The organism is Sphingomonas cellulosilytica, assembly GCF_052321755.1.
Lineage (GTDB): Bacteria > Pseudomonadota > Alphaproteobacteria > Sphingomonadales > Sphingomonadaceae > Sphingomonas.
This window is the reverse complement of the sequence record NZ_JBQRTT010000002.1, coordinates 244362-264399: the sequence shown is the minus strand read 5'-3', so window position 1 is coordinate 264399 and position 20038 is coordinate 244362. Positions and strand designations below refer to the sequence as shown.

Annotated in this window: 22 protein-coding genes; 13 read left to right on the top strand and 9 right to left on the bottom strand. The window is 68.1% G+C overall.

Translation table 11 applies throughout. The annotated features are described in order from the left end of the window. Window positions 1-362 precede the first annotated feature (362 nt). From ACTZQ5_RS04610 to ACTZQ5_RS04580, 7 genes are all read left to right on the top strand, one after another. On the top strand, window positions 363-767 hold the full coding sequence (locus tag ACTZQ5_RS04610; RefSeq protein WP_443583982.1) for a curli assembly protein CsgF: 405 nt from the start codon (window positions 363-365) through the stop codon (window positions 765-767). 34 nt (window positions 768-801) lie between these two features. Beyond that, window positions 802-1746 (top strand): CsgG/HfaB family protein, encoded by a 945-nt coding sequence (locus tag ACTZQ5_RS04605; RefSeq protein ID WP_443583981.1) that lies wholly within the window; start codon window positions 802-804, stop codon window positions 1744-1746. Between the two features lie 216 nt (window positions 1747-1962). Further along, the gene (locus ACTZQ5_RS04600) at window positions 1963-2709 is read left to right on the top strand and encodes a hypothetical protein (RefSeq protein WP_443583980.1); all 747 of its coding nucleotides are present in this window, start codon (window positions 1963-1965) and stop codon (window positions 2707-2709) included. A gap of 77 nt (window positions 2710-2786) precedes the next feature. Continuing rightward, window positions 2787-3386, top strand: coding sequence for a hypothetical protein (locus ACTZQ5_RS04595; protein WP_443583979.1), 600 nt, complete (start codon window positions 2787-2789; stop codon window positions 3384-3386). Continuing rightward, the gene (locus ACTZQ5_RS04590) at window positions 3386-4162 is read left to right on the top strand and encodes a hypothetical protein (RefSeq protein WP_443583978.1); all 777 of its coding nucleotides are present in this window, start codon (window positions 3386-3388) and stop codon (window positions 4160-4162) included. Before ACTZQ5_RS04595 ends, ACTZQ5_RS04590 begins: the two co-directional genes overlap by 1 nt. A 139-nt stretch (window positions 4163-4301) precedes the next feature. Next, the gene (locus ACTZQ5_RS04585; protein ID WP_443583977.1) at window positions 4302-4859 is read left to right on the top strand and encodes a hypothetical protein; all 558 of its coding nucleotides are present in this window, start codon (window positions 4302-4304) and stop codon (window positions 4857-4859) included. Window positions 4860-4891: 32 nt separating this feature from the next. After that, window positions 4892-6235 carry a glycoside hydrolase 5 family protein gene (locus tag ACTZQ5_RS04580; RefSeq protein ID WP_443583976.1) on the top strand — a complete coding sequence of 448 codons (1344 nt, stop codon included), beginning with the start codon at window positions 4892-4894 and terminating at the stop codon, window positions 6233-6235. A 189-nt stretch (window positions 6236-6424) separates the two neighbouring features. Here ACTZQ5_RS04580 and ACTZQ5_RS04575 read toward each other — a convergent pair whose 3' ends face one another. Next, window positions 6425-7213: an SDR family oxidoreductase gene (locus ACTZQ5_RS04575; RefSeq protein ID WP_443583975.1), complete on the bottom strand. Its 789-nt coding sequence runs from the start codon at window positions 7211-7213 to the stop codon at window positions 6425-6427. A 121-nt stretch (window positions 7214-7334) separates the two neighbouring features. After that, the gene (locus ACTZQ5_RS04570) at window positions 7335-8480 is read right to left on the bottom strand and encodes an acyl-CoA dehydrogenase family protein (RefSeq protein ID WP_443583974.1); all 1146 of its coding nucleotides are present in this window, start codon (window positions 8478-8480) and stop codon (window positions 7335-7337) included. A 226-nt stretch (window positions 8481-8706) separates the two neighbouring features. On the opposite strand from ACTZQ5_RS04570, the gene ACTZQ5_RS04565 reads away from it, so the two are divergent. After that, complete coding sequence (locus ACTZQ5_RS04565; protein ID WP_443584137.1) at window positions 8707-10107, top strand: MFS transporter; 1401 nt, start codon at window positions 8707-8709, stop codon at window positions 10105-10107. 166 nt (window positions 10108-10273) lie between these two features. Continuing rightward, entirely contained in the window at window positions 10274-10816 is a 543-nt protein-coding gene (locus tag ACTZQ5_RS04560) for a CHAP domain-containing protein (protein WP_443583973.1), read from the top strand. Window positions 10817-10837: 21 nt separating this feature from the next. On the opposite strand, the gene msrB is transcribed toward ACTZQ5_RS04560, so the two are convergent. Further along, window positions 10838-11332, bottom strand: coding sequence for a peptide-methionine (R)-S-oxide reductase MsrB (msrB, locus tag ACTZQ5_RS04555; RefSeq protein WP_443583972.1), 495 nt, complete (start codon window positions 11330-11332; stop codon window positions 10838-10840). A gap of 117 nt (window positions 11333-11449) precedes the next feature. Here msrB and ACTZQ5_RS04550 point away from each other — a divergent pair, with 117 nt between their 5' ends. Then, window positions 11450-11731: a hypothetical protein gene (locus ACTZQ5_RS04550; protein WP_443584136.1), complete on the top strand. Its 282-nt coding sequence runs from the start codon at window positions 11450-11452 to the stop codon at window positions 11729-11731. Between the two features lie 11 nt (window positions 11732-11742). On the opposite strand, the gene ACTZQ5_RS04545 is transcribed toward ACTZQ5_RS04550, so the two are convergent. From ACTZQ5_RS04545 to ACTZQ5_RS04530, 4 genes are all read right to left on the bottom strand, one after another. After that, window positions 11743-12720: an endonuclease/exonuclease/phosphatase family protein gene (locus ACTZQ5_RS04545; RefSeq protein ID WP_443583971.1), complete on the bottom strand. Its 978-nt coding sequence runs from the start codon at window positions 12718-12720 to the stop codon at window positions 11743-11745. A gap of 126 nt (window positions 12721-12846) precedes the next feature. Continuing rightward, window positions 12847-14082, bottom strand: a complete 1236-nt coding sequence (locus ACTZQ5_RS04540; protein WP_443583970.1) for a cytochrome P450 — start codon at window positions 14080-14082, stop codon at window positions 12847-12849. Window positions 14083-14132: 50 nt separating this feature from the next. Then, the gene (locus ACTZQ5_RS04535; RefSeq protein ID WP_443583969.1) at window positions 14133-15371 is read right to left on the bottom strand and encodes an ABC transporter permease; all 1239 of its coding nucleotides are present in this window, start codon (window positions 15369-15371) and stop codon (window positions 14133-14135) included. After that, a complete protein-coding gene (locus ACTZQ5_RS04530; RefSeq protein ID WP_443583968.1) occupies window positions 15368-16291 on the bottom strand; it encodes an ABC transporter ATP-binding protein in 924 nt (307 codons plus the stop codon). The genes ACTZQ5_RS04535 and ACTZQ5_RS04530 overlap by 4 nt, the downstream gene beginning before the upstream one ends. Window positions 16292-16343: 52 nt before the next feature. Between ACTZQ5_RS04530 and queG the strand changes: the two genes are divergently transcribed. Together queG and ACTZQ5_RS04520 are read left to right on the top strand one after the other, a co-directional pair. Further along, window positions 16344-17402 (top strand): tRNA epoxyqueuosine(34) reductase QueG, encoded by a 1059-nt coding sequence (queG, locus tag ACTZQ5_RS04525; RefSeq protein ID WP_443583967.1) that lies wholly within the window; start codon window positions 16344-16346, stop codon window positions 17400-17402. Continuing rightward, window positions 17399-17794: an NUDIX domain-containing protein gene (locus ACTZQ5_RS04520; RefSeq protein ID WP_443583966.1), complete on the top strand. Its 396-nt coding sequence runs from the start codon at window positions 17399-17401 to the stop codon at window positions 17792-17794. The genes queG and ACTZQ5_RS04520 overlap by 4 nt, the downstream gene beginning before the upstream one ends. 30 nt (window positions 17795-17824) lie before the next feature. Here the strand turns inward: ACTZQ5_RS04520 and ACTZQ5_RS04515 are convergent, their stop codons facing one another. Together ACTZQ5_RS04515 and ACTZQ5_RS04510 are read right to left on the bottom strand one after the other, a co-directional pair. Beyond that, window positions 17825-18187 carry a hypothetical protein gene (locus ACTZQ5_RS04515; protein WP_443583965.1) on the bottom strand — a complete coding sequence of 121 codons (363 nt, stop codon included), beginning with the start codon at window positions 18185-18187 and terminating at the stop codon, window positions 17825-17827. Next, window positions 18184-18885 carry an EI24 domain-containing protein gene (locus tag ACTZQ5_RS04510; RefSeq protein ID WP_443583964.1) on the bottom strand — a complete coding sequence of 234 codons (702 nt, stop codon included), beginning with the start codon at window positions 18883-18885 and terminating at the stop codon, window positions 18184-18186. Before ACTZQ5_RS04510 ends, ACTZQ5_RS04515 begins: the two co-directional genes overlap by 4 nt. Window positions 18886-18992: 107 nt before the next feature. On the opposite strand from ACTZQ5_RS04510, the gene ACTZQ5_RS04505 reads away from it, so the two are divergent. Beyond that, entirely contained in the window at window positions 18993-19991 is a 999-nt protein-coding gene (locus tag ACTZQ5_RS04505) for an adenosine kinase (RefSeq protein ID WP_443583963.1), read from the top strand. The last annotated feature ends 47 nt before the right edge of the window (window positions 19992-20038 follow it).

Genomic DNA, 20038 nt, shown 5'->3' with positions numbered 1-20038 from the left:
TGCGCCAAAGTCCTTGCCGGTAGCGGCATGGACGGCCTCGACTCCCGAACCCGGAAAAAGTTCCGACAGGTGATTCGTTGATTTAACATGTTGTAAACAAATTGAAAAAACGAGACTGGGTGAACGCCTGCCTCCGTCGGCACCCCGGTCGTACCGCGCAATCACCAAATCGGAGTGAATTGCCGCCGCACAAAAAATCGGTGATTTATCATAGCCTTGTACTTAGATCGGTCGAAATGGGACAAACTGGTATTTATTAACCCCCAAGTAATATTTGGCTTGGGGCCGTCTCGGGAGTAGAGGGTTGCCAACGCATTAACGCACAGCGGATGGGGGCAACGGTGAAAGCAGGGGGTTTCAGGATGATGCTAGGCGGCTTCGCGCTGCTGGCATCGACTGCGGCGGGGGCACAGGACCTGTCCTACCAGCCGATCAATCCGCGCTTCGGCGGCAATCCGTTCAATTCGAACCACCTGCTTGCCGAGGCGAATGCCCAGAACAAGTACAAGGATCCCGCCGACGCCGCCAACGAATCACAGGCGGATATCTTCGCCCGCCAGCTGCAATCGCAGCTGCTGTCGGCGCTGTCGTCGCAGGTGGTCAATGCGATCTTCGGCCCCAACCCGCAGCAGAACGGCGTCATCAACTTCGGTGGCCAGACGATCCGCTACGACCGCGGTCTCGACAGCGTCACGCTGACGATCACCGACACCACCACGGGCAAGGTCACGACGGTTTCGGTGCCGACGCTGGTGAAGGCGAGCTGAGATGCGCCGGTCGTGTCTTCTCCTGGCGGGGCTGATGAGCCTGGCGGCGTGTACGCCGTACGAATACGGCCCGTCGCACGTCGGCTCGGCGGCCTTCATCCCCGCCAAGACGCCTACCGAAGTCCGGTTGAACCAGCTGCCGCCGCCGGCGCGCCCCGTCGCGGTCGCCGTCTACGGCTTCGGTGACCAGACCGGGCAGTTCAAGCCGAGCGAACAGGGGCAGACGCTGTCGCGGGCGGTGACGCAGGGCGCCGGATCGATCCTGATGAAGGCCTTGCAGGATGCCGGCAACCGCCAGTGGTTCACCGTCGTCGAGCGCGAGCAGTTCAAGAACCTGCTGAGCGAGCGGCAGGTGATCCGTGAGATGCGGGAACGCTATCTCGGCGAAACCGCGGTCAATGCGCAGGCGCTGCCGTCGCTGCTGTTCGCCGGGGTGCTGCTGGAGGGCGGCGTGATCGGCTACGACACCAATACGGTGACCGGCGGTGCCGGCGCGGCGTTCCTGGGCCTCGGCGCCAGCACGCAATACCGGCAGGACACGGTGACCGTGTATCTGCGGGCCGTGTCGGTGCGGACCGGTGAGGTGCTGACGACGGTGACCGCGTCCAAGACGATCGCCTCGCGGTCGCTCAATGCCAGCACCTTCCGCTACGTCGCGTTCAAGGAGCTGCTGGAGGCGGAGATGGGCGTCACCACCAACGAACCCGATCAGCTGGCGCTGCGCCAGGCGATCGAAAAGGCGGTGTACGGCCTGGTGCTCGAAGGCGTCGAATTGAAGCTGTGGGATTTCAAGATGCCGGGCGCGGGCGCCGCGCTGGTGAATGCCTACACGGCGGAGCGCGACGGCAAGTTCGCGCGCGACAAGATCCAGACGGCGATGAAGGCGGCCGATGCCGCCCCGCCGCTCAAGATAGTGGCGACCCATGACCGACTGCAGGATGCGGCCGGTCCCAACAAGGGAAAGACCGGGTCGCCATGACAAGACATTCGGGTTGAAAGGCGCGCCCCAACAGGCGTGACGATCGACCGGATGGCCGTACCCCCGCGGCAAACGATGAATACAGGGGGGTCTTCACGACGGGGCTGCAACCCCGCCGTGAAGGAACGTTGCCGTGGAAAAACAACGATCATGCACCAGGCCGGTCACCCGGCAAGGCGGCATGGTTATCACCTCAAACATGAAGGAATGACAACCATGAAGATTCTCGTCCTCGCTTCGGCCTCGGTCCTCGCGATCGCTTCGCCTGCCTTCGCTCAGCGCGCCGTCTCCGACCCGGCCACCCCCTTTGTGAACCCGACGGTGGCTGCCAACTCCAACATTTCGTACATCGAACAGATCGGCAACTCGAACGCGGCTGCCGTGACGCAGTCGAACGATAAAAACATCTCGGGCGTGCAGGCCACCGGCAACGAGAACGTCGCCAGCGTCACGATGGCCAACAAGACCAATGGTGACTATAACGCTTCGGGCGTGCTGCAGATCGACAACAACAACCTGGCGGTCGTCGACATCAATGGTGCGGGCAACCGTTCGTCCGTGCAGCAGGAGGCGACGACGGCCGGCCAGTACGCCGGTAACGGTGCCAGCGTCACGCTGAAGGGCATGGGCAACCTGAGCGAAATCAATCAGAAGGGCTACAAGAACACCGCCGTCACCTATACCGGCAGCGGCGCGGACGGTAACAAGTCGTATGTCAACCAGACCGGCAACAACAATAACGCCGGCACCGGCTTCGAGGGCGACCGGAACTATTCGTACATCGTGCAGCAGGGCGACAGCAACTACGCGCAGGCCGGCGGTAGCGGCAGCGACAACTACTCGTACATCGGTCAGAACGGAAACAACAACGTAGCGTCCACCCTGCAGAATGGCGGCAACGACATCTCGGTCGCCTACCAGCAGGGCAATAGCAACTTCGCCAACACCATCCAGAAGAACTAACTTCTGGCGCGCGCCTGCAGCGATGCGGGCGCGCCTTTTTCCGTTAATGATCGCGCTGTCGGCGTAAGGATGGTCCAATGACGAACAGGATAGTGCGCCATGCGGTGTCTGCCGCGCTGATCGGCACCGTCGCGACGCCGTCCGCGGCACAGCAGCGCATGGAATCCACCGGCGTGTCGTCCGTCGCCTTCATCGCCCAGGTCGGCGACGCGCAGAGCGCGACGATCCGCCAGAATGCGGCGGAGAGCCAGAGCGTCATCCGCCAGTCCGGCAGGGGCAATCGGGCGATCGTGACCACCGGCGGCACGGCGCGGACCGATGCGCTGGTCGACCAGCGCGGGCGCGGCAACGAGGCATCGGTGCGCCAGACGGGCGAGGGCGATGTGTCGCTGGCGATCATCCAGCGCGGCGCCTATAACAACGCCACGGCGCAGCAGACCGGCAGCGGCGGCACCAACAGCGCGCTGATGGTGCAGGCCGGCGAGTTCAACACGATGAAGCTGACCCAGACCGGCAGCGACAATGACGCCAAACTGATGCAGAGCGGCAACGGCAATACGATGGACGCGACCCAGATCGGCGACCGCAATTCGCTCGACTGGCAGCAGCAGGGCAACAACGTGACCGGGATCAGGGTCCAGCAAGCGAACGGCGCCTCCGCCACCATCCGGCAGTGATGCCGCGGCCGCTGCCCGTCGGCGCGCTGCGGTTTGACCCGCGTTTCGGCCACCGCTCCGGCCCCCGTGTCGGATCGAATGCCGGGGCGATGCTGCTCGCGGCTTCGCTCGGCGCGGCGGCGCTTCCCGCGCAGCCGATGCCGCAGGATCGGGCCGTCGTGGCGAGCGAGCAAATCGATCCGGCCCGCGAACGGCCGTCGTCGGCGATCGGCCAGCTTTCCGGCGCACAGGATGCCGCGCCGCAGTCGCTGGTCGGGCAGATCGCGGCACCGGATGCCACCGCATCCGCCACCCCGCAATTGTCGCCGCGCGAGAACCGTGTTCCCGTCGTGGCCCGCACCGGCGAGCGGGATCGTGCGACGCAGGCGAGCCTTCCCCTGTCCAGGCCGAGCGACGGCCGCAACGTCGCCACCCCTCGCCTCACCGGCGCCGACCGCTGCGATCCGCAGGCGGCCGCGGCCGGCAACGGCGCCTGCCGCAACGTCATCGAGACGCGGGCGGACAGCTACGCCAACGAACGGCCGCAACTGTCGCCCGAACAGCGGCTTCTCGCCGAACGCTACGTGCAGGGCGAGCGCGGCGGCGTGGTGGCGGAGGTGCGCCGGGTCGGGCGCAACGACGTCGATCCGGCATCGATCGATGCCCAGGCGCTCGCCCAGGTGTTGCAGGCGCAGCGCGCCGCGGAACAGGCGGCGGCCGATGCCGCTGCCAAGACCGAAAAGGTCGACCCGGCGGTGGTCAATGCCGTCGCGACCGTTTTGAGCGGCGGCAAATAGCCGAACTTTCAGGTAGTTGGCCGATGCCCGCGCCTCATGGGGCCGGGTGGTCCGCAACACCCCCCTTGCGCAATAAAGAAAATTGCTTTCCATATGTGACCGCGGCGTCGAGACCGCGGATAAACGGAGGGGAAAGCCGATGAAGGGGATGCTGTTCGCCGTGCTGTGTGCGGGCGGAACGATGCTGGCGGCCGGGGCCGGGGCCGGCGTGTCGGCGCAGAATGGCGACATCCTGCAAAAGGCGATCAACACGCCGTCGATCGCCTACGCCGTCTACGGGCCGGCGCAGAAGACCAAGGTGGTCAAGGCCGAGGTGCCGGGCGGGCAGGCGATGCAGATCGACGTGCAGGCCAAGGGCGCCAACGCCTGGACGGTCGGCGCGAGTTCGCCGATCGCCAAGGGGATCGCCAGGGGCGACAGGATCGTCCTCGCCTTCTGGGCGCGGGCGCCGAAGCTTGCCGGCGATGCCACGACGCCGATCGCCTTTGCCGGCATCACCGGCACCGCCGCCCCCTTCGCGCAGGTGATCGGCGGGCCGGTGGCCGTCGGGCGCGCGTGGACATTGCAGCAGGTGACCGGCGTGGCGCCTGCCGATGCCGCGGCGGGGACGGTGCAGGTGACGCTGCATCTCGCCGCCGACAAGGCGTTGCTGGAACTGGGGCCGGTGTTCGTGCTCGACATGGGGCAGGCGGGCTGACGCCCGCGCCCCCCCGTATCAAAGGAGTGACCATGTATAGCCGGCGTTCGATCATCGTGGGAGGCGCGACGCTCGTCGCCGGCTGTGCGACGGGCGCCCCGTCCGGGGTGGCGGGGACAGGCGTGGCGCCGTCGCGCTTCGTGACCGTCGACGGATTGCACTTCCGCCGCGACGGCAAGCCCTATCGCTATGCGGGTGCCAATCTGTGGTACGGCGCGTGGCTGGGCGCCGACAGCGCCTATGGCGACCGCGCCCGGCTGGCGCGCGAGCTCGACCGGTTGCAGGCGCTCGGCATCCGCAACCTGCGCATCATCGGCTCGGCGGAGGAATCGCCGCTCAGGAACTCGATCACCCCCGGTTTCCGCGGGTCGGGGAGCACCTATAACGAGGATCTGCTGAAGGGGCTCGACTGGACGCTTGCCGAACTGGCGAAGCGCGACATGACCGCCGTCGTCTATCTCGCCAATTTCTGGGAATGGTCGGGCGGGATGATGACTTATCTCTCCTGGGTCAACGACGGCAAATACATCAACATGAACGATCCCGCGCATCCCTGGCCGGAATTTCCGGACTGGAACGCGGCCTTCTACAGCAATCCGCGCGCGCAGGCGCTGCTGCGCGACTATATCAAGGCGGTGGTGACGCGCACCAACAGCGTGACCGGCCGCCGCTATGCCGACGATCCGACGATCATGGCGTGGCAACTCGCCAACGAACCGCGGCCGGGCGGATCGGATGCGGTCGCGGTGCCGAACCTGCCGCATTTCTATCGCTGGATCGACACGACGGCGCGCTACATCAAGGCGCTCGATCCCCATCATCTGGTGACCACCGGATCGGAGGGGCTGAAGGGATCGATCGAGCGTGAGGACGTGGTGCTCGCTGCGCATCGTTCGCCCGCGATCGATTACATGACGACGCATATCTGGCCCAACAACTGGAGCTGGATGGATGCGGGCAACCTCGCCGCGACCTATGACGCCGGTGCGGCCAAGGTCGCCGATTATATCGCGACGCACGTCCGGCTGGCGCGGCAGTTGGGCAAGCCGTTGGTGATCGAGGAGTTCGGCTATCCGCGCGACGGCGCGGCGGCCTACGATCCGGGCATCCCGACGACGTTCAAGGATCGGTTCTACCGGCAGATCTATGCGGCGGTGGAGGCGGATGTCGCGGCGGGCGGGCCGCTCGCGGGCTCGAACTTCTGGGCGTGGAATGGCGAGGCGCGCAGCCGCCATGCGGACCACCGCTTCGTGCGCGGCGACCTGGCCTATATGGGCGATCCCCCGCACGAGCCGCAGGGCTGGTATGGCGTGTTCGACAGCGATGCGAGCACGCAGGCGGTGATCCGCGCGCATGCGAAGGCGCTGGCGGGGTGACCGGTTCCTTCCCGAAAGGGGAGGAGGCGCAGCGGAGTGGTGAGGGCGGCCTGATGGGGACGTGGATGTACACGTTCCGACCGGGCTCAAGCCGTCATTGCGAGCGCAGCGCAGCAATCCAGGGCGTCCTGGTCCGGCGCTGGATTGCTTCGCTGCGCTCGCAATGACGGGTGATGTTGCGCCGTGTCGTCAGGCGTCGATGCTGGTCCCCAAGGCCGCGTGGACCAGGCCGCCGTCGACGGTGATCGTCTCGCCGATCACGTAATCGCCGGCGCGGCTGGCGAGGTAGATGGCGGCGCCGGCCATGTCTTCGTCCGTGCCGATGCGGCCCGCCGGGATGCCGCGGGCGATGGTGTCGCCGTGGTCGCGTGCGGCGCGGTTCATCTCGCTGGGGAAGGCGCCGGGCGCGATCGAGGTGACGTTGATCCGGTCGCGCACCAGCCGCGCCGCCAGCCGCTTGGTGAGGTAGATCAGCGCCGATTTGGAGGCGTGATAGCTGTACGTCTCCCACGGATTCAGCCGCTGGCCGTCGATCGAGGTGATGTTGATGACCTTGGCCGGGCGCTCCGCCGAACCCGCCGCCTTGAGCAGGCCGTGCAGCGCCTGCGTCAGGAAGAAGGGTGATTTGACGTTGAGGTCCATCACCTTGTCCCAGCCGCTTTCGGGAAACTCCTCGAACGGCACGCCCCAGGCGGCGCCGGCGTTGTTGACGAGGATGTCGAGCCGCTCTTCGCGCGCGCTGAGCTGCTCGGCGAGCGCCTTGCAGCCGGCGACGGTGCTGACGTCCTGGGGCAGGGGGATGCAGTTCGGGCCGAGCTCTGCGGCGGCGTCCTCGCAGGCGGCGGCCTTGCGCGACGAGATATAGACTTTGGCGCCCTGGGCGATGAAGCCTGCCGCGATCATCTTGCCGATGCCGCGGCTGCCGCCGGTGACCAGGGCGACCTTGCCGTCGAGGCGGAATAGCGTGGTGGTGTCCAAAACGGCTTCCTTATGCATGTCCGTCATTGCGAGCGTAGCGAAGCAATCCAGAGCCGAACCCGGACGCCCTGGATTGCTTCGCTACGCTCGCAATGACGGCGGTGAGGCTGGTAAAGACACGTTACCCCCCGCGCTTCATCGTTTCGCGGGCGATGATGACCTGCTGGATCTGGCTGGTGCCTTCGTAGATGCGGAACAGGCGGACGTCGCGGTACAGCCGTTCGATGCCGTAATCGGCGATATAGCCGGCGCCGCCGTAGATCTGCACGGCCTTGTCGGCGACGCGGCCGACCATCTCGCTGGCGAAATATTTGGCGGCGGCGGATTCGAGCACCACGTCTTCCCCCCGATCCTTGGCCGCGGCCGTCTCCATCACCATCGCGCGGGCGACCAGCGCCTCGGTCTTCATGTCGGCGATCATGCCCTGGATCAGCTGGTGCGCGGCGATCGGCTGGCCGAACTGGTTGCGGCTGCCGGCATAGGCGACGCTGTCGGCGATCAGCCGTTCGGCGACGCCGACGCAGACCGCGCTGATGTGCAGCCGCCCGCGATCGAGCACGCGCATCGCGATCTTGAAGCCTTCACCCTCCGCACCCAGCCGGTTGGCGGCGGGTACGGGCACGTCGTCGAAATGGACGTCGGCGACCTTGGCGCCCTTTTGCCCCATCTTCTTTTCGGGTTCGCCGATGGAGATGCCGGGCAGGTCCCGGGGCACCAGGAAGGCGGAGACGCCGCGCCCGCCCTTTTCTTCACCGGTGCGGGCCATGACGGTGAACAGCTGCGCCTTGTCGGCATTGGTGATGTAGCGCTTGGTGCCGGACAGGCGATAGACGTCGCCGTCTTTGACCGCCCGCGTCTTCACCGATCCCGAATCGGAGCCGACGTCGGGCTCGGTCAGCGCGAAGCTGGTGACGATCGCGCCGCTTGCGATGCGCGGCAGCCATTCGGCCTTCTGTTCGGGCGTGCCGGCCATGACGAGGCCCTGGCTACCGATGCCGACATTGGTGCCGAACGTCGAACGGAAGGCGGGCGTCGTCCGCCCCATCTCGATCGCGACGCGGCATTCCTCGACCATGGTCAGACCAAGCCCGCCATAATCCTCGGCGATCGACAGGCCGAACAGGCCCAGGTCCTTCATCTCCGCGACCACCGCGTCGGGGATCGCATCGGCGGCCTCCACCTCCGCCTCTAGCGGGCGCAGCCGCTCGGCGACGAACCGGCGAACGGTGTCGATCAGCGCATCGAAGGTTTCGGGATCGAGAGCCATGTCACCTGCCCCTGGCGCCTGCGGCAGGCGCGGTTGATTGCCGCCTCTTGCTAGAACGGCGGACCGCCGCCTGCAAACCCGAAATTCGAAATGGCATGATTGACGGCAGATAACCCCATACTATGCTTGCGGAAAAAGATGAGGAGCGAGGATGCAGGTTGCAGGAGAAACCGCCGGCTCCGCCGCCGCCATCGTCCCACCCGCGCGCCGGCTCGGCCAGGGGACGATGGGCGCCTATGCCTTCGGCGCCGTCGCCTATGGCGTGAAGGACGCGGGGTTCGGCACCTTCCTGCTGCTGTTCTACAACCAGGTCGTCGGCTTGCCCTCCGCCACCGTCGGCCTGGTGGTGATGCTGGCCTTGCTGATCGATGCGCTGGTCGATCCGGCGGTCGGCTTCCTCTCCGATCGGACGCGGACCCGCTGGGGGCGGCGCCACCCGTGGATGTACGGGTCGGCGCTGCCGATCATGGTCGGCTGGGTGCTGCTGTGGAACCCGCCGTCGTCGCTGTCGCAGGCGGCGACGCTCGCCTGGCTGTTCGTCGCGGCGGTCGGCGTGCGTACCGCGGTCAGTTGCTATGAGGTGCCCTCGGTCGCGCTGACGCCGGAGCTGTCGTCCGATTACGACGAGCGCACGCGGATCATGGCCTGGCGTTACCTGTTCGGCTGGGCGGGCGGCCTGGCGATGCTGGTGAGCGCCTATCTCTATTTCCTGGCGCCGACGCCGGATCATGCCAACGGCCTGCTCAACCGGGCGGGCTATGCCGGGTTCGCGCTGCTCGGTGCGATGCTGATGGGCGCGGCGATCCTGGTTTCCGCCTGGGGTACGCATCGCGAGATCCCCAACCTGCCCAACCCGCCGATCGTGCGCCAGTCGATCGCCGCCGGCTTTCGCGAACTGGCGCAGACGGTGCGCAACCGCGCCTTTGCGATCCTGATGCTCGCCGGGCTGTGCGCCTATACGGTGCAGGGGATCAGCTATGCGATGTCGACCTACCTCTACACCTATGTCTGGGGGTTTCGCGGGGTGATCTTCGTCTATGCGACGCTGGCGCTGTTCGGCGGCGTGCTGATCGCCTTCGTCGCGGCGCCGCGGATCGGGCGGCGGGTGAGCAAGCCCGGCGCGGCGGCATCGGCGGTGGCGCTGGGGGCGAGCTGCAACATCCTGCCTTACGGCCTGCGGCTGCTCGGCCTGCTGCCGGAGGTGGGGACGCCGACGTTGCTGCCCATCCTGCTCGGCTTCTTCATCGCGGCGACGGCGTGCAACGTCACCGCCTTCATCCTCGGTGCCTCGATGATGGCGGATGTGGTGGAGGATTCGGAGGCGCGCACCGGCCGCCGGTCGGAGGGGGTGTTCTTCGCCGGATCGTTCTTCGTGCAGAAATGCACCTCGGGGATCGGCATCTTCCTGGCAGGGGTGATCCTGGCCAGCGCAGGCTTCCCCGACAAGGCCGTGCCCGGGCAGGTGGCGGTGGCGACGATCGACCGGCTGACGCTGACCTATGGCCTGGTCTATCTGACGATCGCGGGGCTGGCGGCGTTCTGTTTCACCCGCTTTCCGTTCGGGCGCGCCGAGCACGAAGCGCGGCTCGCCCGGCTTGGGGCAATAAAACTGTCTGATTCTCGCTAGATCCCGGCGTTCACCCAGGTGAAAGGATGATGCCGCGGCGACGCTTCGTCGTCTCGTCGGCGCGCAAACACCGTTCGCCGCTTATGGTTCCCGCGGCCATTGGAGAACGCCGAATCGCAGGGTAGCGACATCCTCGACGAACGGGTTTTGACCGGGGGGTCAGCAAATGACTTTGAAGGCGTTGGCAGCGCGTTTTGCGCTGGTGGTTTCGTGCGGCCTGATGATGGCCACCCCGGCCATGGCGCAGTTCTGGCAGTGCGCGCCTTATGCCCGTGAGATTTCCGGCATCGACATCCACGGCAACGCCAACACCTGGTGGGGTCAGGCCGCCGGCCGCTACGAGCGTGGCCATGCGCCCAAGGTCGGCGCGGTGCTCGCGTTCCAGTCCACCCGCCGCATGCGCGTCGGCCATGTCGCCATGGTGTCGAAGGTGGTGAGCGACCGCGAGGTGCTGCTCACCCACGCCAACTGGTCGCGCCCCGGCGCGGTCGAACACGACGTTCGCGCGATCGACGTGTCGGCCGCGGGCGACTGGAGCGAGGTGAAGGTGTGGTACGGCCCGACCGGCGGGCTCGGCACGTCGAGCTATCCGACCAACGGCTTCATCTATTCGGGCCGTGCCCCGGTCGTCGAGGCGGCGCCCGTCGTCGATACGACGATCATCGCCACCGCCGCCGCCGTGTCGGTGATCCCGGTCGCCGGCGAGTAAGCCGGGCGAGCGGAAGGCGCGTTACGCCGCCTTGAAGGTCATCGCGACGCCATTCATGCAATAGCGCTTGCCGGTCGGCTTCGGCCCGTCGTCGAAGACGTGGCCGAGATGCCCGCCGCATTGGCGGCAATGCACCTCGACGCGTTCCATCAGCATGGAACGGTCGCTGCGCGTCGCCACCGCGCGGGGCAGGGGGGCGTAGAAGCTCGGCCAGCCGGTGCCGCTGTCGAACTTGGTCTTCGACGAAAACAGCGGCTGCGCACAGCCCTTGCAGGCAAAGGTGCCGGCGCGATGCTCGTCGTTGAGCGGGCTGGTGAAGGGGCGTTCCGTGCTCTCGTGGCGCAGCACCGCCCAGGCGGCGTCACCCAGTTTCTTGCGCCATGCGGCATCGCTCATGTGCACCGGAAAGGTTTCCGCGGCGGCGGCGGGGGCGCTGCGGCAACCCCATAGGGCGGCGCCGGCGATCCCGGCGACGGCGAGCGACAGGAGCGAGCGGCGATCGGTCGGTTCGGACATGTGACCGATATAGGAAGCCGGCGTCCGTTCCGCATCCCGTTGACCGAACCCAATAACCCAGGTTGGAACAATGTGTCCGTATCGAGCGCTTGCAGCGCCGAGAGGCGAACCGATCCCATGTCCTTCCAACAGCTCGATCCCCCGTTACCCGTTCACGTGCTCGACAAGGGCGCCGGCTTTGCCTTTGCCGTCATCGACTATGGCCAGGAGCATAACCTGATCTGGGTCACCGCGATCAACGACACCGGCGAGATCTGGTGCGCGCCCAATCCGCGCGTGCGGATGCAGGCGAACTGGACGATGGGCCGGAAGAAGCCGGCCGCCGTGGCCGCGCGCGAGCAGGGCGAGTGTTCGGGAGCGTCCGAGCCGATCGCGGCAGAGACGGAGAAGCCGAACTGAGCGTCGAGCGCCTAGGCGTCTAACGCGAAGCTGCGCATGACGCCGACGTGATCGGACAAGCGGCTGCCATCCGCAAGCGTGCCGAAGCCGATCGTGCTGCCCTCTGCCGACACGGCGCCGCGGAACGCCAGGATCGTCTTGGCGCGGGCGACCGTCGGGGTGGACGCGATCGTCCGGCACTCCGGGCCGCACGCCGATTCCGATGCGGCGATGGTCATATCGCGGCCGTCGATCAGCGCATCGGCCAGATAATGCTGGCGGGCCGGATCGTTGCCGACGTTGAAGTCACCGGCGAGCACCAGCGGCGCCTTGGTGGCGGTGAGCGCGCCGACGAAGCCGTGCAGCGCATCGACCTGCCGCTGATAGGCGGCGAAGCTGCGCGCGTCGGCGACGCCCGATGCCGAACGGGCGTTGAGATGCGTGTCGAGCACGATCAGCGGCGTCGCGCGGCCGGGGATGCGCAGGGCGACGGCGAGCATGCCCTTGTTGGCGAGGCAATCGTAGCCGGCACAGGCGAAGCGCGCAAAGGCGATGCGCCGGACCGCGAGGATCGGATAGTCGGAGAAGATGGCGAGGCCGCTATCCTCGCGCGGCGCCTCCGTCTCGCCATGCCAGAAGCTCGCCGCATCCAGATAGGCGCGTTCCGCCGCCGTGGTCGCGGGTGCGGCGGCGAGATCGGCGCTCGGCCCGAAGGCGGCGTAGCGATAGCCGGCGGCGCGGCCGATATCCTTTTGCGCGTCGCCGAACGCCTCCTGCACGGCGACCACCTGCGGCCCCTCGCCGCGGGCGTGCAGGGCGCGCAGGTCGGCGGCGATCGAGGCCGCCGCCTGCGCCCGGCCGTGCGTCAGCGGCCAGGGCAGCCCTTCGACATTGTAGGACAGGATGCGGATCGGGCCGCTCGCCGGCACGGCATGGGGGGCCGTCGCCTCGATGGCCATGACCGGGCGCGGCTCGGCCACACCCATGGTCAGCACGGCTGCGGCCAACATCGCGATCCCGACCCTGCGCATCGAACGGTCCTCCCAACCCTGTCAGGACGGGGGGTACGCCGCATGGGATGACGCCGGGGCGTATCGCCGATGACATTCGCGTCATCTACGCCCGTTTCGGGACGATCAGTAGCGCGTGATCTCCACCGGCAACTGGCGATAGCCGTGGACGAAACAGGCGGCGACGCGGGTCGGTTCGGCCAGCACGTTCACGCGCATGCGCCGCTTCGCCATCTCTTCCAGCAGGATGCCGATCTGCAGTTCGGCGAGGCGGGCGCCGACGCAGCGATGGATGCCGTGGCCGAAGGCGAGGTGGCGGCGCGCATTGGGACGATCGACGACGATGCGGTCCGCGTCGGCCCCGAACACGCTCTCGTCACGGTTGGCGGAAAGATACCAGAGCGCGAGCTTGTCGCCGGCGCGGATCGTCTGCCCCATCAATTCGGTGTCGCGCGTCGCGGTGCGGCGCATATGGGCGAGCGGCGTCTGCCAGCGGATGATCTCCTGCGTCGCATTGGCGATCAGCGCGGGGTCCGCCTCCAGCTTGGCGCGTTCATCGGGGAAGCGGTCGAGGCCATAGGCGAGCGCCGACATGGAATTGCGCGTCGTGTCGTTGCCGCCGACGATCAGCAGGATCAGGTTTCCGATGAATTCGAAATGGTCCATGTGGCTCATCGCGTCCGAATGGATCATCATGCTGATGAGGTCGGGCGTCTGCTCTTTCCCGACCTTGGCGTTCCACAGGCCCTGAAAATAGGCGCCGCATTCGTACATGTAGCCGAGCCGCTGCTTGCGCGTTGCCTCGTTCTTGACCAGTTCGATATCGCCGGCCCAGTCGGACCAGAAGGTAAGCTTGCGCCGGTCCTCCCACGGGAAGTCGAACAGGATCGCCAGCATCTGCGTGGTGAGTTCGATCGACACGGTGTCGACCCAGTCGAACCGCGTGTTCCATGGCAGCGTGTCGAGCAGATCGGCGGTGCGGTGGCGGATATCCTCGCTCATCCGCGCCATCTCGGAGGGCGTGAAGGCGGGCGCGACGGTGCGGCGCTGGCCGGTATGCACCGGCCGATCGCGCGCGATGAACATCGGCATGCGCACGTCGCTGTCCGGAATGAAGTCGGCGAGCGTGATGCCGCCGGCTTCCGACGAATAGAGTTCGGGCAGCGATTCGACTTCGACGATCGGCTTGTAGGCGGACACCGACCAATAGGGGCCGTAGTCGCTATGGTCGCAGCGGTAGACCGGCGCCTCGGCGCGCAGCCGCGCGAAGGGCGCATGCCAGGTGTCGTCGCGGTACAGCTCCGGCCGGCTCACGTCGAGCGGATCGACGGACGGCTCGGCCGCCTGCATCAGGGTCGCCATCATTCCTCTCCTGTCGTTTTGCGACAGGAGATACCTCGCTGACACTTATGTCAATTGCTCTCGTGAGCGGTACGGCCCCGCTTCCAGAACGGCTTGGCGCTGCCCGATTGCAGCACGCCGCGGCGGAACAGGCGGGCGCCGAGCGTGATGAACAGCGTCACCCACAGCAATTGCCAGGCGATGGCGGCGATATGCGGCCACAGCTCCGGCGACGTCGCGGCGCGGCCCGCCATGGCGAAGGGCGAGGAGAGGGGGAACAGCTGCGCGGCGGTGGCGACCCAGCTGTCCGGCCGCGCCGTCCCGGCGAGCGCGAGCGCGAGCATGCCCATCTGCAGGACCGAGATCGGCAGCGCGAGCATCTGGATCTCGCGCGGGGTGGAGGCCTGCGCCCCGACCACCAGGAAGGCGGAGCCGAGCAGCAGATAGGCCATGGTGAAATAGGTGACGAACAAGGCGACGAAGGCCGGCATGCCGACCGCCGCCTGGATCGCCAGCGCCGATGCGACCTCCGGCGGCAGCAGCGATCCCAGCTTGGCGATGATCGTGCCCCAGAAACAGACGAACAGGATGGCGACGCCGAACATGCCGAGCAGCTTGCCGAGGAACACGCTTTCCAGCGGCACGGCGGCGGCGAGCACCTCGATCACCTTGTTGTTGCGCTCTTCCGCCATGGTGCCGACCACCTGGCTGGCGAGGAACAGGTTGAGCAGGAACACGCCGAAGACGGCGAAGGAGGCGGACTGGCGGCGGTTGCCCGCCGATCCGCCGGACCGCTCCATCGGGGTGGTCACGGCGGTGACGCGCGGCACGTCGCCGTTCAGCCGATCCGCCGCGATCGTCTCCGCAGCGAGCACGCCGAGGTAATCGGCGGCGCGCTTGCCGCGGGGGCCGTACAGCACCTGCGGACTGGCGAGTGGCCCGTAGAGCACCGCGCTCGCCTCGTAATCCTTGGCCTGGAAGGCGGCGCGCGCCTGCGCCGCCGGATCGGCGTCGGGGCGCAGCGTGGTGAGCGCCGGCGGCGCCTCGTCGTCGCGGCGGAAGACGGCGCGCAGCCGCGTGTCCGCCTCTGCGATCGTCCGCGCATCGCGATCCGGCACGATCGCGACGATCCGCGTCTTGTCGGCGCGCCCGTCGGCGACGCTGGCCGCCCCCATGCCGCCGACCGCACCGAACGATCCCATGATGACCGGCGCGAACAGGAAGAGGAGGAAGATCGGCGTGAACACGGTGGCGATGAAATCGCGCCGCGCGATGGTGAGCGCCTGACGGAGCGTGCGGGCGAGGCTCATGCCGCGTCTCCCGGAGCCGCGGCATCCCGGGCGGCATCCTGGCCGACGATGCGGACGAAGGCGTCGTGCAGACCGGGTCGCTCGATCGACAGGCCGCCGATCCCGTAGCCGCGCTCGATCAGCGTCACCAGCAACCCCTCGATCCCCTCGCGCGGCAATTGGAAGCGCCAGCCGTCGCCGTCCGCCACTGCATCGCGCGGCAGCACGTCGGCGATAGTGGGGTCGGGGCGGACCGGCAGATAGCGGACCCGGCTCGGCAGGGTGCCGCGCGCATCGTCCACCGTCCCTTCGAAACGGCGCTTGCCGCCGGCGATGATCGCCAGCCGGTCACACACCCGCTCGGCATGCGCCATGATGTGGGTCGAGAAGAGTACGGTGGCGCCGCGATCCCGCTCGGCGAGGATCAGCGATTCGAGCTTTTCCTGATTGACCGGGTCGAGCCCGGAGAAGGGTTCGTCGAGCACCAGCAGATCGGGGCGGTGCACCACCGACCCCAGCAACTGGACGAGCTGTGCCATGCCCTTGGACAGTTTCTTGATCTTCTCGTCCACGGCGTGGCCGAGGCCGGCCGCCTCCATCATCTCGGCGGCGCGGGCGCGGCCGGTCCGGCGGTCGAGCCCGCGCAGCGCGCCCATGAAGGCGATGGCGTCGCGCGCCTTCATCGACGGATAGAGGCCGCGCTCCTCGGGCAGGTAGCCGACGCGGTCGCTCGCCTCGCGCGGGGCGTCGTGGCCGAGGATCGCACGGCGGCCCTCGTCGGGTTCGAGGATACCGAGCAGGGTGCGCAGCGTCGTCGTCTTGCCGGCGCCATTGGGGCCGAGCACGCCGTAGATCGCGCCGCGCGGAACGGCGAGGTCGACGCCGTCGACCACGCGCCGGTCGCCGAAGCGCTTCACCAGATGCTCGGCGAAGACCGCCAACTCGCTTGATGTCACCGTTTTTCCCCGTTCGCGGCTGTGGTAGCGGGGCGACGTGGCCGAACACAAGCGACAACCAGACTTCGAGGCGCGGATCAGGGCAAAGGCGGCAGAGCTGGGCTTCGTCGCCTGCGGCATCGCGCGCGCCGATGCCGCGCCGCGCACCGCCGAGCGCCTGCGCCAATGGCTGGGCGAGGGGCGCCACGGCGACATGATCTGGATGGCGGAGCGCGAGCATCACCGCGGCTCGCCGGCGGGATTGTGGCCGGAGGTGCGCAGCGTGATCGCGCTCGGCATGAGCTATGCCCCGGCCGCAGACCCGCTGCGCCTGGCGACTGAGGGCGAGCGCGGCCGCATCTCCGTCTACGCGCAGGGGCAGGATTATCACGACGTGGTCAAGAAGGCGCTGAAGGCGCTCGGCCGCTGGCTGGCGCAGGAGGGCGGCGGCGACCTCAAGGTGTTCGTCGACACCGCGCCGGTGATGGAGAAGCCGCTCGCCGAGGCGGCGGGACTGGGGTGGCAGGGCAAGCACACCAATCTGGTCAGTCGCGCCCATGGCAGCTGGCTGTTCCTGGGCGCGATCTACACGACGCTGGACCTCTCGCCCGAAACGGCGGGGCGCGACAGCTGCGGCTCGTGCGATGCCTGCCAGCGCGCCTGCCCGACCGAGGCGTTTCCGGCGCCCTACCGCCTCGATGCGCGGCGCTGCATCTCCTACCTGACGATCGAGCATGCCGGGCCGATCCCGATCGAATTTCGGGAAGCGATCGGCAACCGCATCTATGGCTGCGACGATTGCCTGGCGGTGTGCCCCTGGAACAAGTTCGCCGCCGCGGCCGCGGCGAACCTCGCCTTCCAGCCGCGCGCCGAACTCACCGCCCCGGCGCTCGCCGACCTGCTGGCGCTCGACGATGCGGGGTTCCGGCAGGTGTTCGCCGGATCGCCGATCAAGCGGATCGGCCGCAACCGGATGGTGCGCAACGCGGCGATCGCGGCGGGGAACAGCGGCGCCCGGGGGTTGGTGCCGGTGTTGGAGCGGCTGCGCGAGGATGACGATCCGGTGGTGGCGGAGGCGGCGGCATGGGCGATCGGGCGGTTGGGCGTGAGTGCGTGACGGAAACCGTCTGCGCCATCTTCATGCGTGACGGGGCGGTGCTGCTGGCGAAGCGGGCGGCGCACAAGCGGACCTATGCCGGATGCTGGGATTTTGTCGGCGGCCACGTCGAACCCGGCGAAACCCCGGAGCAAGCGCTGATCCGCGAGGTGCGGGAGGAGACGGGGGTGACGCCGGTGCGGTTCCGGCCGGCGGCCGCGATCGACGATGCCGCTTGCGGCGCGACCTACCACCTCTTCCTCGTCGACGCATGGGATGGTGGCGAGCCGGTCATGCTCGGCGACGAGCATGACGCGTTGCGCTGGTTTCCTGCGGCCGAGGCGGCAGTGCTACCGGGGCTTGCGCTGGACGAATATCGGGGACTGATTACGAGAGTATCGACCGCCGCTTGACCTCGCCGGTACGCTGAGGGTGTCCTGCGCCTACTTTCCGCCATCTCGCCGGGTCAGGGCGGCGACGCAGCTGGCGCGGTCGATGGTGCTGCCGTCGGGTTCGCGGGCGTCGAGATAGGTGACGCGGGCGGGTTCCGAGCCCTTGGGGTAGAGATAGGCGTCGAGGACACAGATCGGGCCGGCGAACTGGAGCTTGCGTGCGGTGCCTTCGCGGACGTCGGCATCGGGCTGGCCGAACAGGGTGACGAGGCCGGCGGCGTCCTGGCCGATGACGCGTTCGAGGCCGGCGCTGGTGTAGGTGACCACCGGCCGCGCCACCGGGGGCGCGACGACGCCGGGGGCGGCGCAGGCGCTCAACCCCAGGGCCAACAGGAGAATCGCCGATGCCTTCACGTACCTACCCCCTTCGCGCCCGTCGCCCCGCGTGAGGCATGGAACAGGTGCGTCGCCAGCTGCGCGCCCAGGATCGGCGCCAGCAGGTTGACGAGCGGAACCACGAACAGGCCGGTGCCGGCAAGCCCCGTCGCGAAGCGGCGCCCCCGCGTCGCCTTGCGCCAGCCCCGCATCGTCGCATCGTCCATGTGGCGGCTCGCCACCATGTCGCCGAGGTCGCGGCCGAGCAGCCAGGCATTGACCAGAAAGAAGGCGATGGCCGGCCCGATCGCGGTGAACAGCAGCGCCAGATAGACGGGAAGCATCAGCAGGTTGACCGCGATCGCCCGCGCCGCCGAGCCAAGCCCCATGCGCAGCGAACGGCCGAGCCCCGCCGGGCGGGCGGCGGCATGGGCGGCGGGGTAGTGGCGCGCCTCCACGGCGGCGACCACATCGTCGGCGAAGACGCCGAGCACCGCGATGGCGATGACGCGGAACAGCAGCCAGGCGGCGAGCACGAAGACGACCACCGCCACCACTCCGGCAAGGCCATCATCGTAGCCGCCGGCGAAACCGGCGAGCCAGCGGCGCAATATCTCGAACACTCCGACCGCGAGCGCGGCGAAGATCGCCAGCGTCACCAGCAGCGACTTGCCCGCCACGCGCAGGATCGCAGGGTCGCCGAGTTGGCCGATGGAGAGGGCGAGCGCACGCAGCATCGCCCGCGGGGGTGGCGGCTTGCGGCGGCGGCGTCAACCGCCCGCGTTGCGCGGGGAAGGCGGCGCCTCTAGGGGACGGCGTTTGCTGATTTTCCGGAGCCTGCTTCTTGTCCCAGCCTACCTATGACGTCGTCGCGATCGGCAATGCCATCGTCGACATCCTCGCGCAGGCGGATGACGCCTTCATCGAATCGATCGGCGTCGCCAAGGGGTCGATGCAGCTGATGTTCTCGCCTGAGGACGCCGATGCGCTGTACGCGCGGATGGGGCCGGGGCGCGAGGTGTCGGGCGGATCGGCGGCGAACACCGTCGCCGGCATCGCCGCACTGGGCGGACGCACCGCCTTCATCGGCCAGGTCGCCGACGACCAGCTGGGCGAGGTCTTCGCGCACGACATCCGCGCCGCCGGCGTCGATTTCGCCACCGCGGTGCGGGCGGGCCAGCCGACCACGGCGCGCTGCCTGATCTTCGTCACGCCCGACGGGCAGCGGACGATGAACACCTATCTCGGCGCCTCGCAATTCCTGCCGGAAGGGGCGCTCGACCTGTCGGTGATCGAGGATGCGGCGATCCTCTATCTCGAAGGCTATCTGTGGGACCCGGAGGAGCCGCGCGCGGCGATGCGCGCTGCGATCGAGGCGGCGCGCAAGGCGGGGCGCAAGGTCGCCTTCACCCTGTCCGACGTGTTCTGCATCGGCCGTCACGGCGGCGATTTCCGCAAGCTGATCGCCGATGGGCTGATCGACATCCTGTTCGCCAACGAGGCGGAGCTGACCGCGCTCGCCGAGACGGAGGATTTCGAGGCGGCGGTGGCCGCCCTTTCGGCGCAGGTGCCGACGCTGGTGGTGACGCGGGGCGCGTCGGGTGCGTGCGCGATCCAGAACGGCACGCGGGCCGAGGTGCAGGCGGAGCCGATCGCGCAGGTGGTCGACACCACGGGTGCGGGCGACCTGTTCGCGGCGGGCTTCCTCCACGGCCAGGCGCAGGGCAAGGGGCTGGACGCTTCGCTGAAGCTCGGCGCGATCTGCGCCGCCGAGATCATCAGCCATTTCGGCGCGCGGCCGAACGTCGACATGAAGGCGCTGGCGGCGGCGAAGCTCGGCTGATCCGCCACGCCACGGGTGCCGATACAGGAAGGGCCGGGGGATCGCTC

Excerpts from the sequence above, each read along its gene's own strand:
- ACTZQ5_RS04510 (WP_443583964.1), bottom strand. The coding sequence starts at position 18,885 with ATGCTGCGTGCGCTCGCCCTCTCCATCGGCCAACTCGGCGACCCTGCG.
- ACTZQ5_RS04545 (WP_443583971.1), bottom strand. The coding sequence starts at position 12,720 with ATGTTGGCCGCAGCCGTGCTGACCATGGGTGTGGCCGAGCCGCGCCCG.
- ACTZQ5_RS04565 (WP_443584137.1), top strand. The coding sequence starts at position 8,707 with ATGGGCGCCTATGCCTTCGGCGCCGTCGCCTATGGCGTGAAGGACGCG.
- ACTZQ5_RS04535 (WP_443583969.1), bottom strand. The coding sequence starts at position 15,371 with ATGAGCCTCGCCCGCACGCTCCGTCAGGCGCTCACCATCGCGCGGCGC.
- msrB (WP_443583972.1), bottom strand. The coding sequence starts at position 11,332 with ATGTCCGAACCGACCGATCGCCGCTCGCTCCTGTCGCTCGCCGTCGCC.
- ACTZQ5_RS04550 (WP_443584136.1), top strand. The coding sequence starts at position 11,450 with ATGTCCTTCCAACAGCTCGATCCCCCGTTACCCGTTCACGTGCTCGAC.
- ACTZQ5_RS04595 (WP_443583979.1), top strand. The coding sequence starts at position 2,787 with ATGACGAACAGGATAGTGCGCCATGCGGTGTCTGCCGCGCTGATCGGC.
- ACTZQ5_RS04585 (WP_443583977.1), top strand. The coding sequence starts at position 4,302 with ATGAAGGGGATGCTGTTCGCCGTGCTGTGTGCGGGCGGAACGATGCTG.
- ACTZQ5_RS04590 (WP_443583978.1), top strand. The coding sequence starts at position 3,386 with ATGCCGCGGCCGCTGCCCGTCGGCGCGCTGCGGTTTGACCCGCGTTTC.
- ACTZQ5_RS04580 (WP_443583976.1), top strand. The coding sequence starts at position 4,892 with ATGTATAGCCGGCGTTCGATCATCGTGGGAGGCGCGACGCTCGTCGCC.
- ACTZQ5_RS04600 (WP_443583980.1), top strand. The coding sequence starts at position 1,963 with ATGAAGATTCTCGTCCTCGCTTCGGCCTCGGTCCTCGCGATCGCTTCG.
- ACTZQ5_RS04570 (WP_443583974.1), bottom strand. The coding sequence starts at position 8,480 with ATGGCTCTCGATCCCGAAACCTTCGATGCGCTGATCGACACCGTTCGC.
- ACTZQ5_RS04560 (WP_443583973.1), top strand. The coding sequence starts at position 10,274 with ATGACTTTGAAGGCGTTGGCAGCGCGTTTTGCGCTGGTGGTTTCGTGC.
- ACTZQ5_RS04610 (WP_443583982.1), top strand. The coding sequence starts at position 363 with ATGATGCTAGGCGGCTTCGCGCTGCTGGCATCGACTGCGGCGGGGGCA.
- ACTZQ5_RS04540 (WP_443583970.1), bottom strand. The coding sequence starts at position 14,082 with ATGGCGACCCTGATGCAGGCGGCCGAGCCGTCCGTCGATCCGCTCGAC.
- ACTZQ5_RS04605 (WP_443583981.1), top strand. The coding sequence starts at position 802 with ATGAGCCTGGCGGCGTGTACGCCGTACGAATACGGCCCGTCGCACGTC.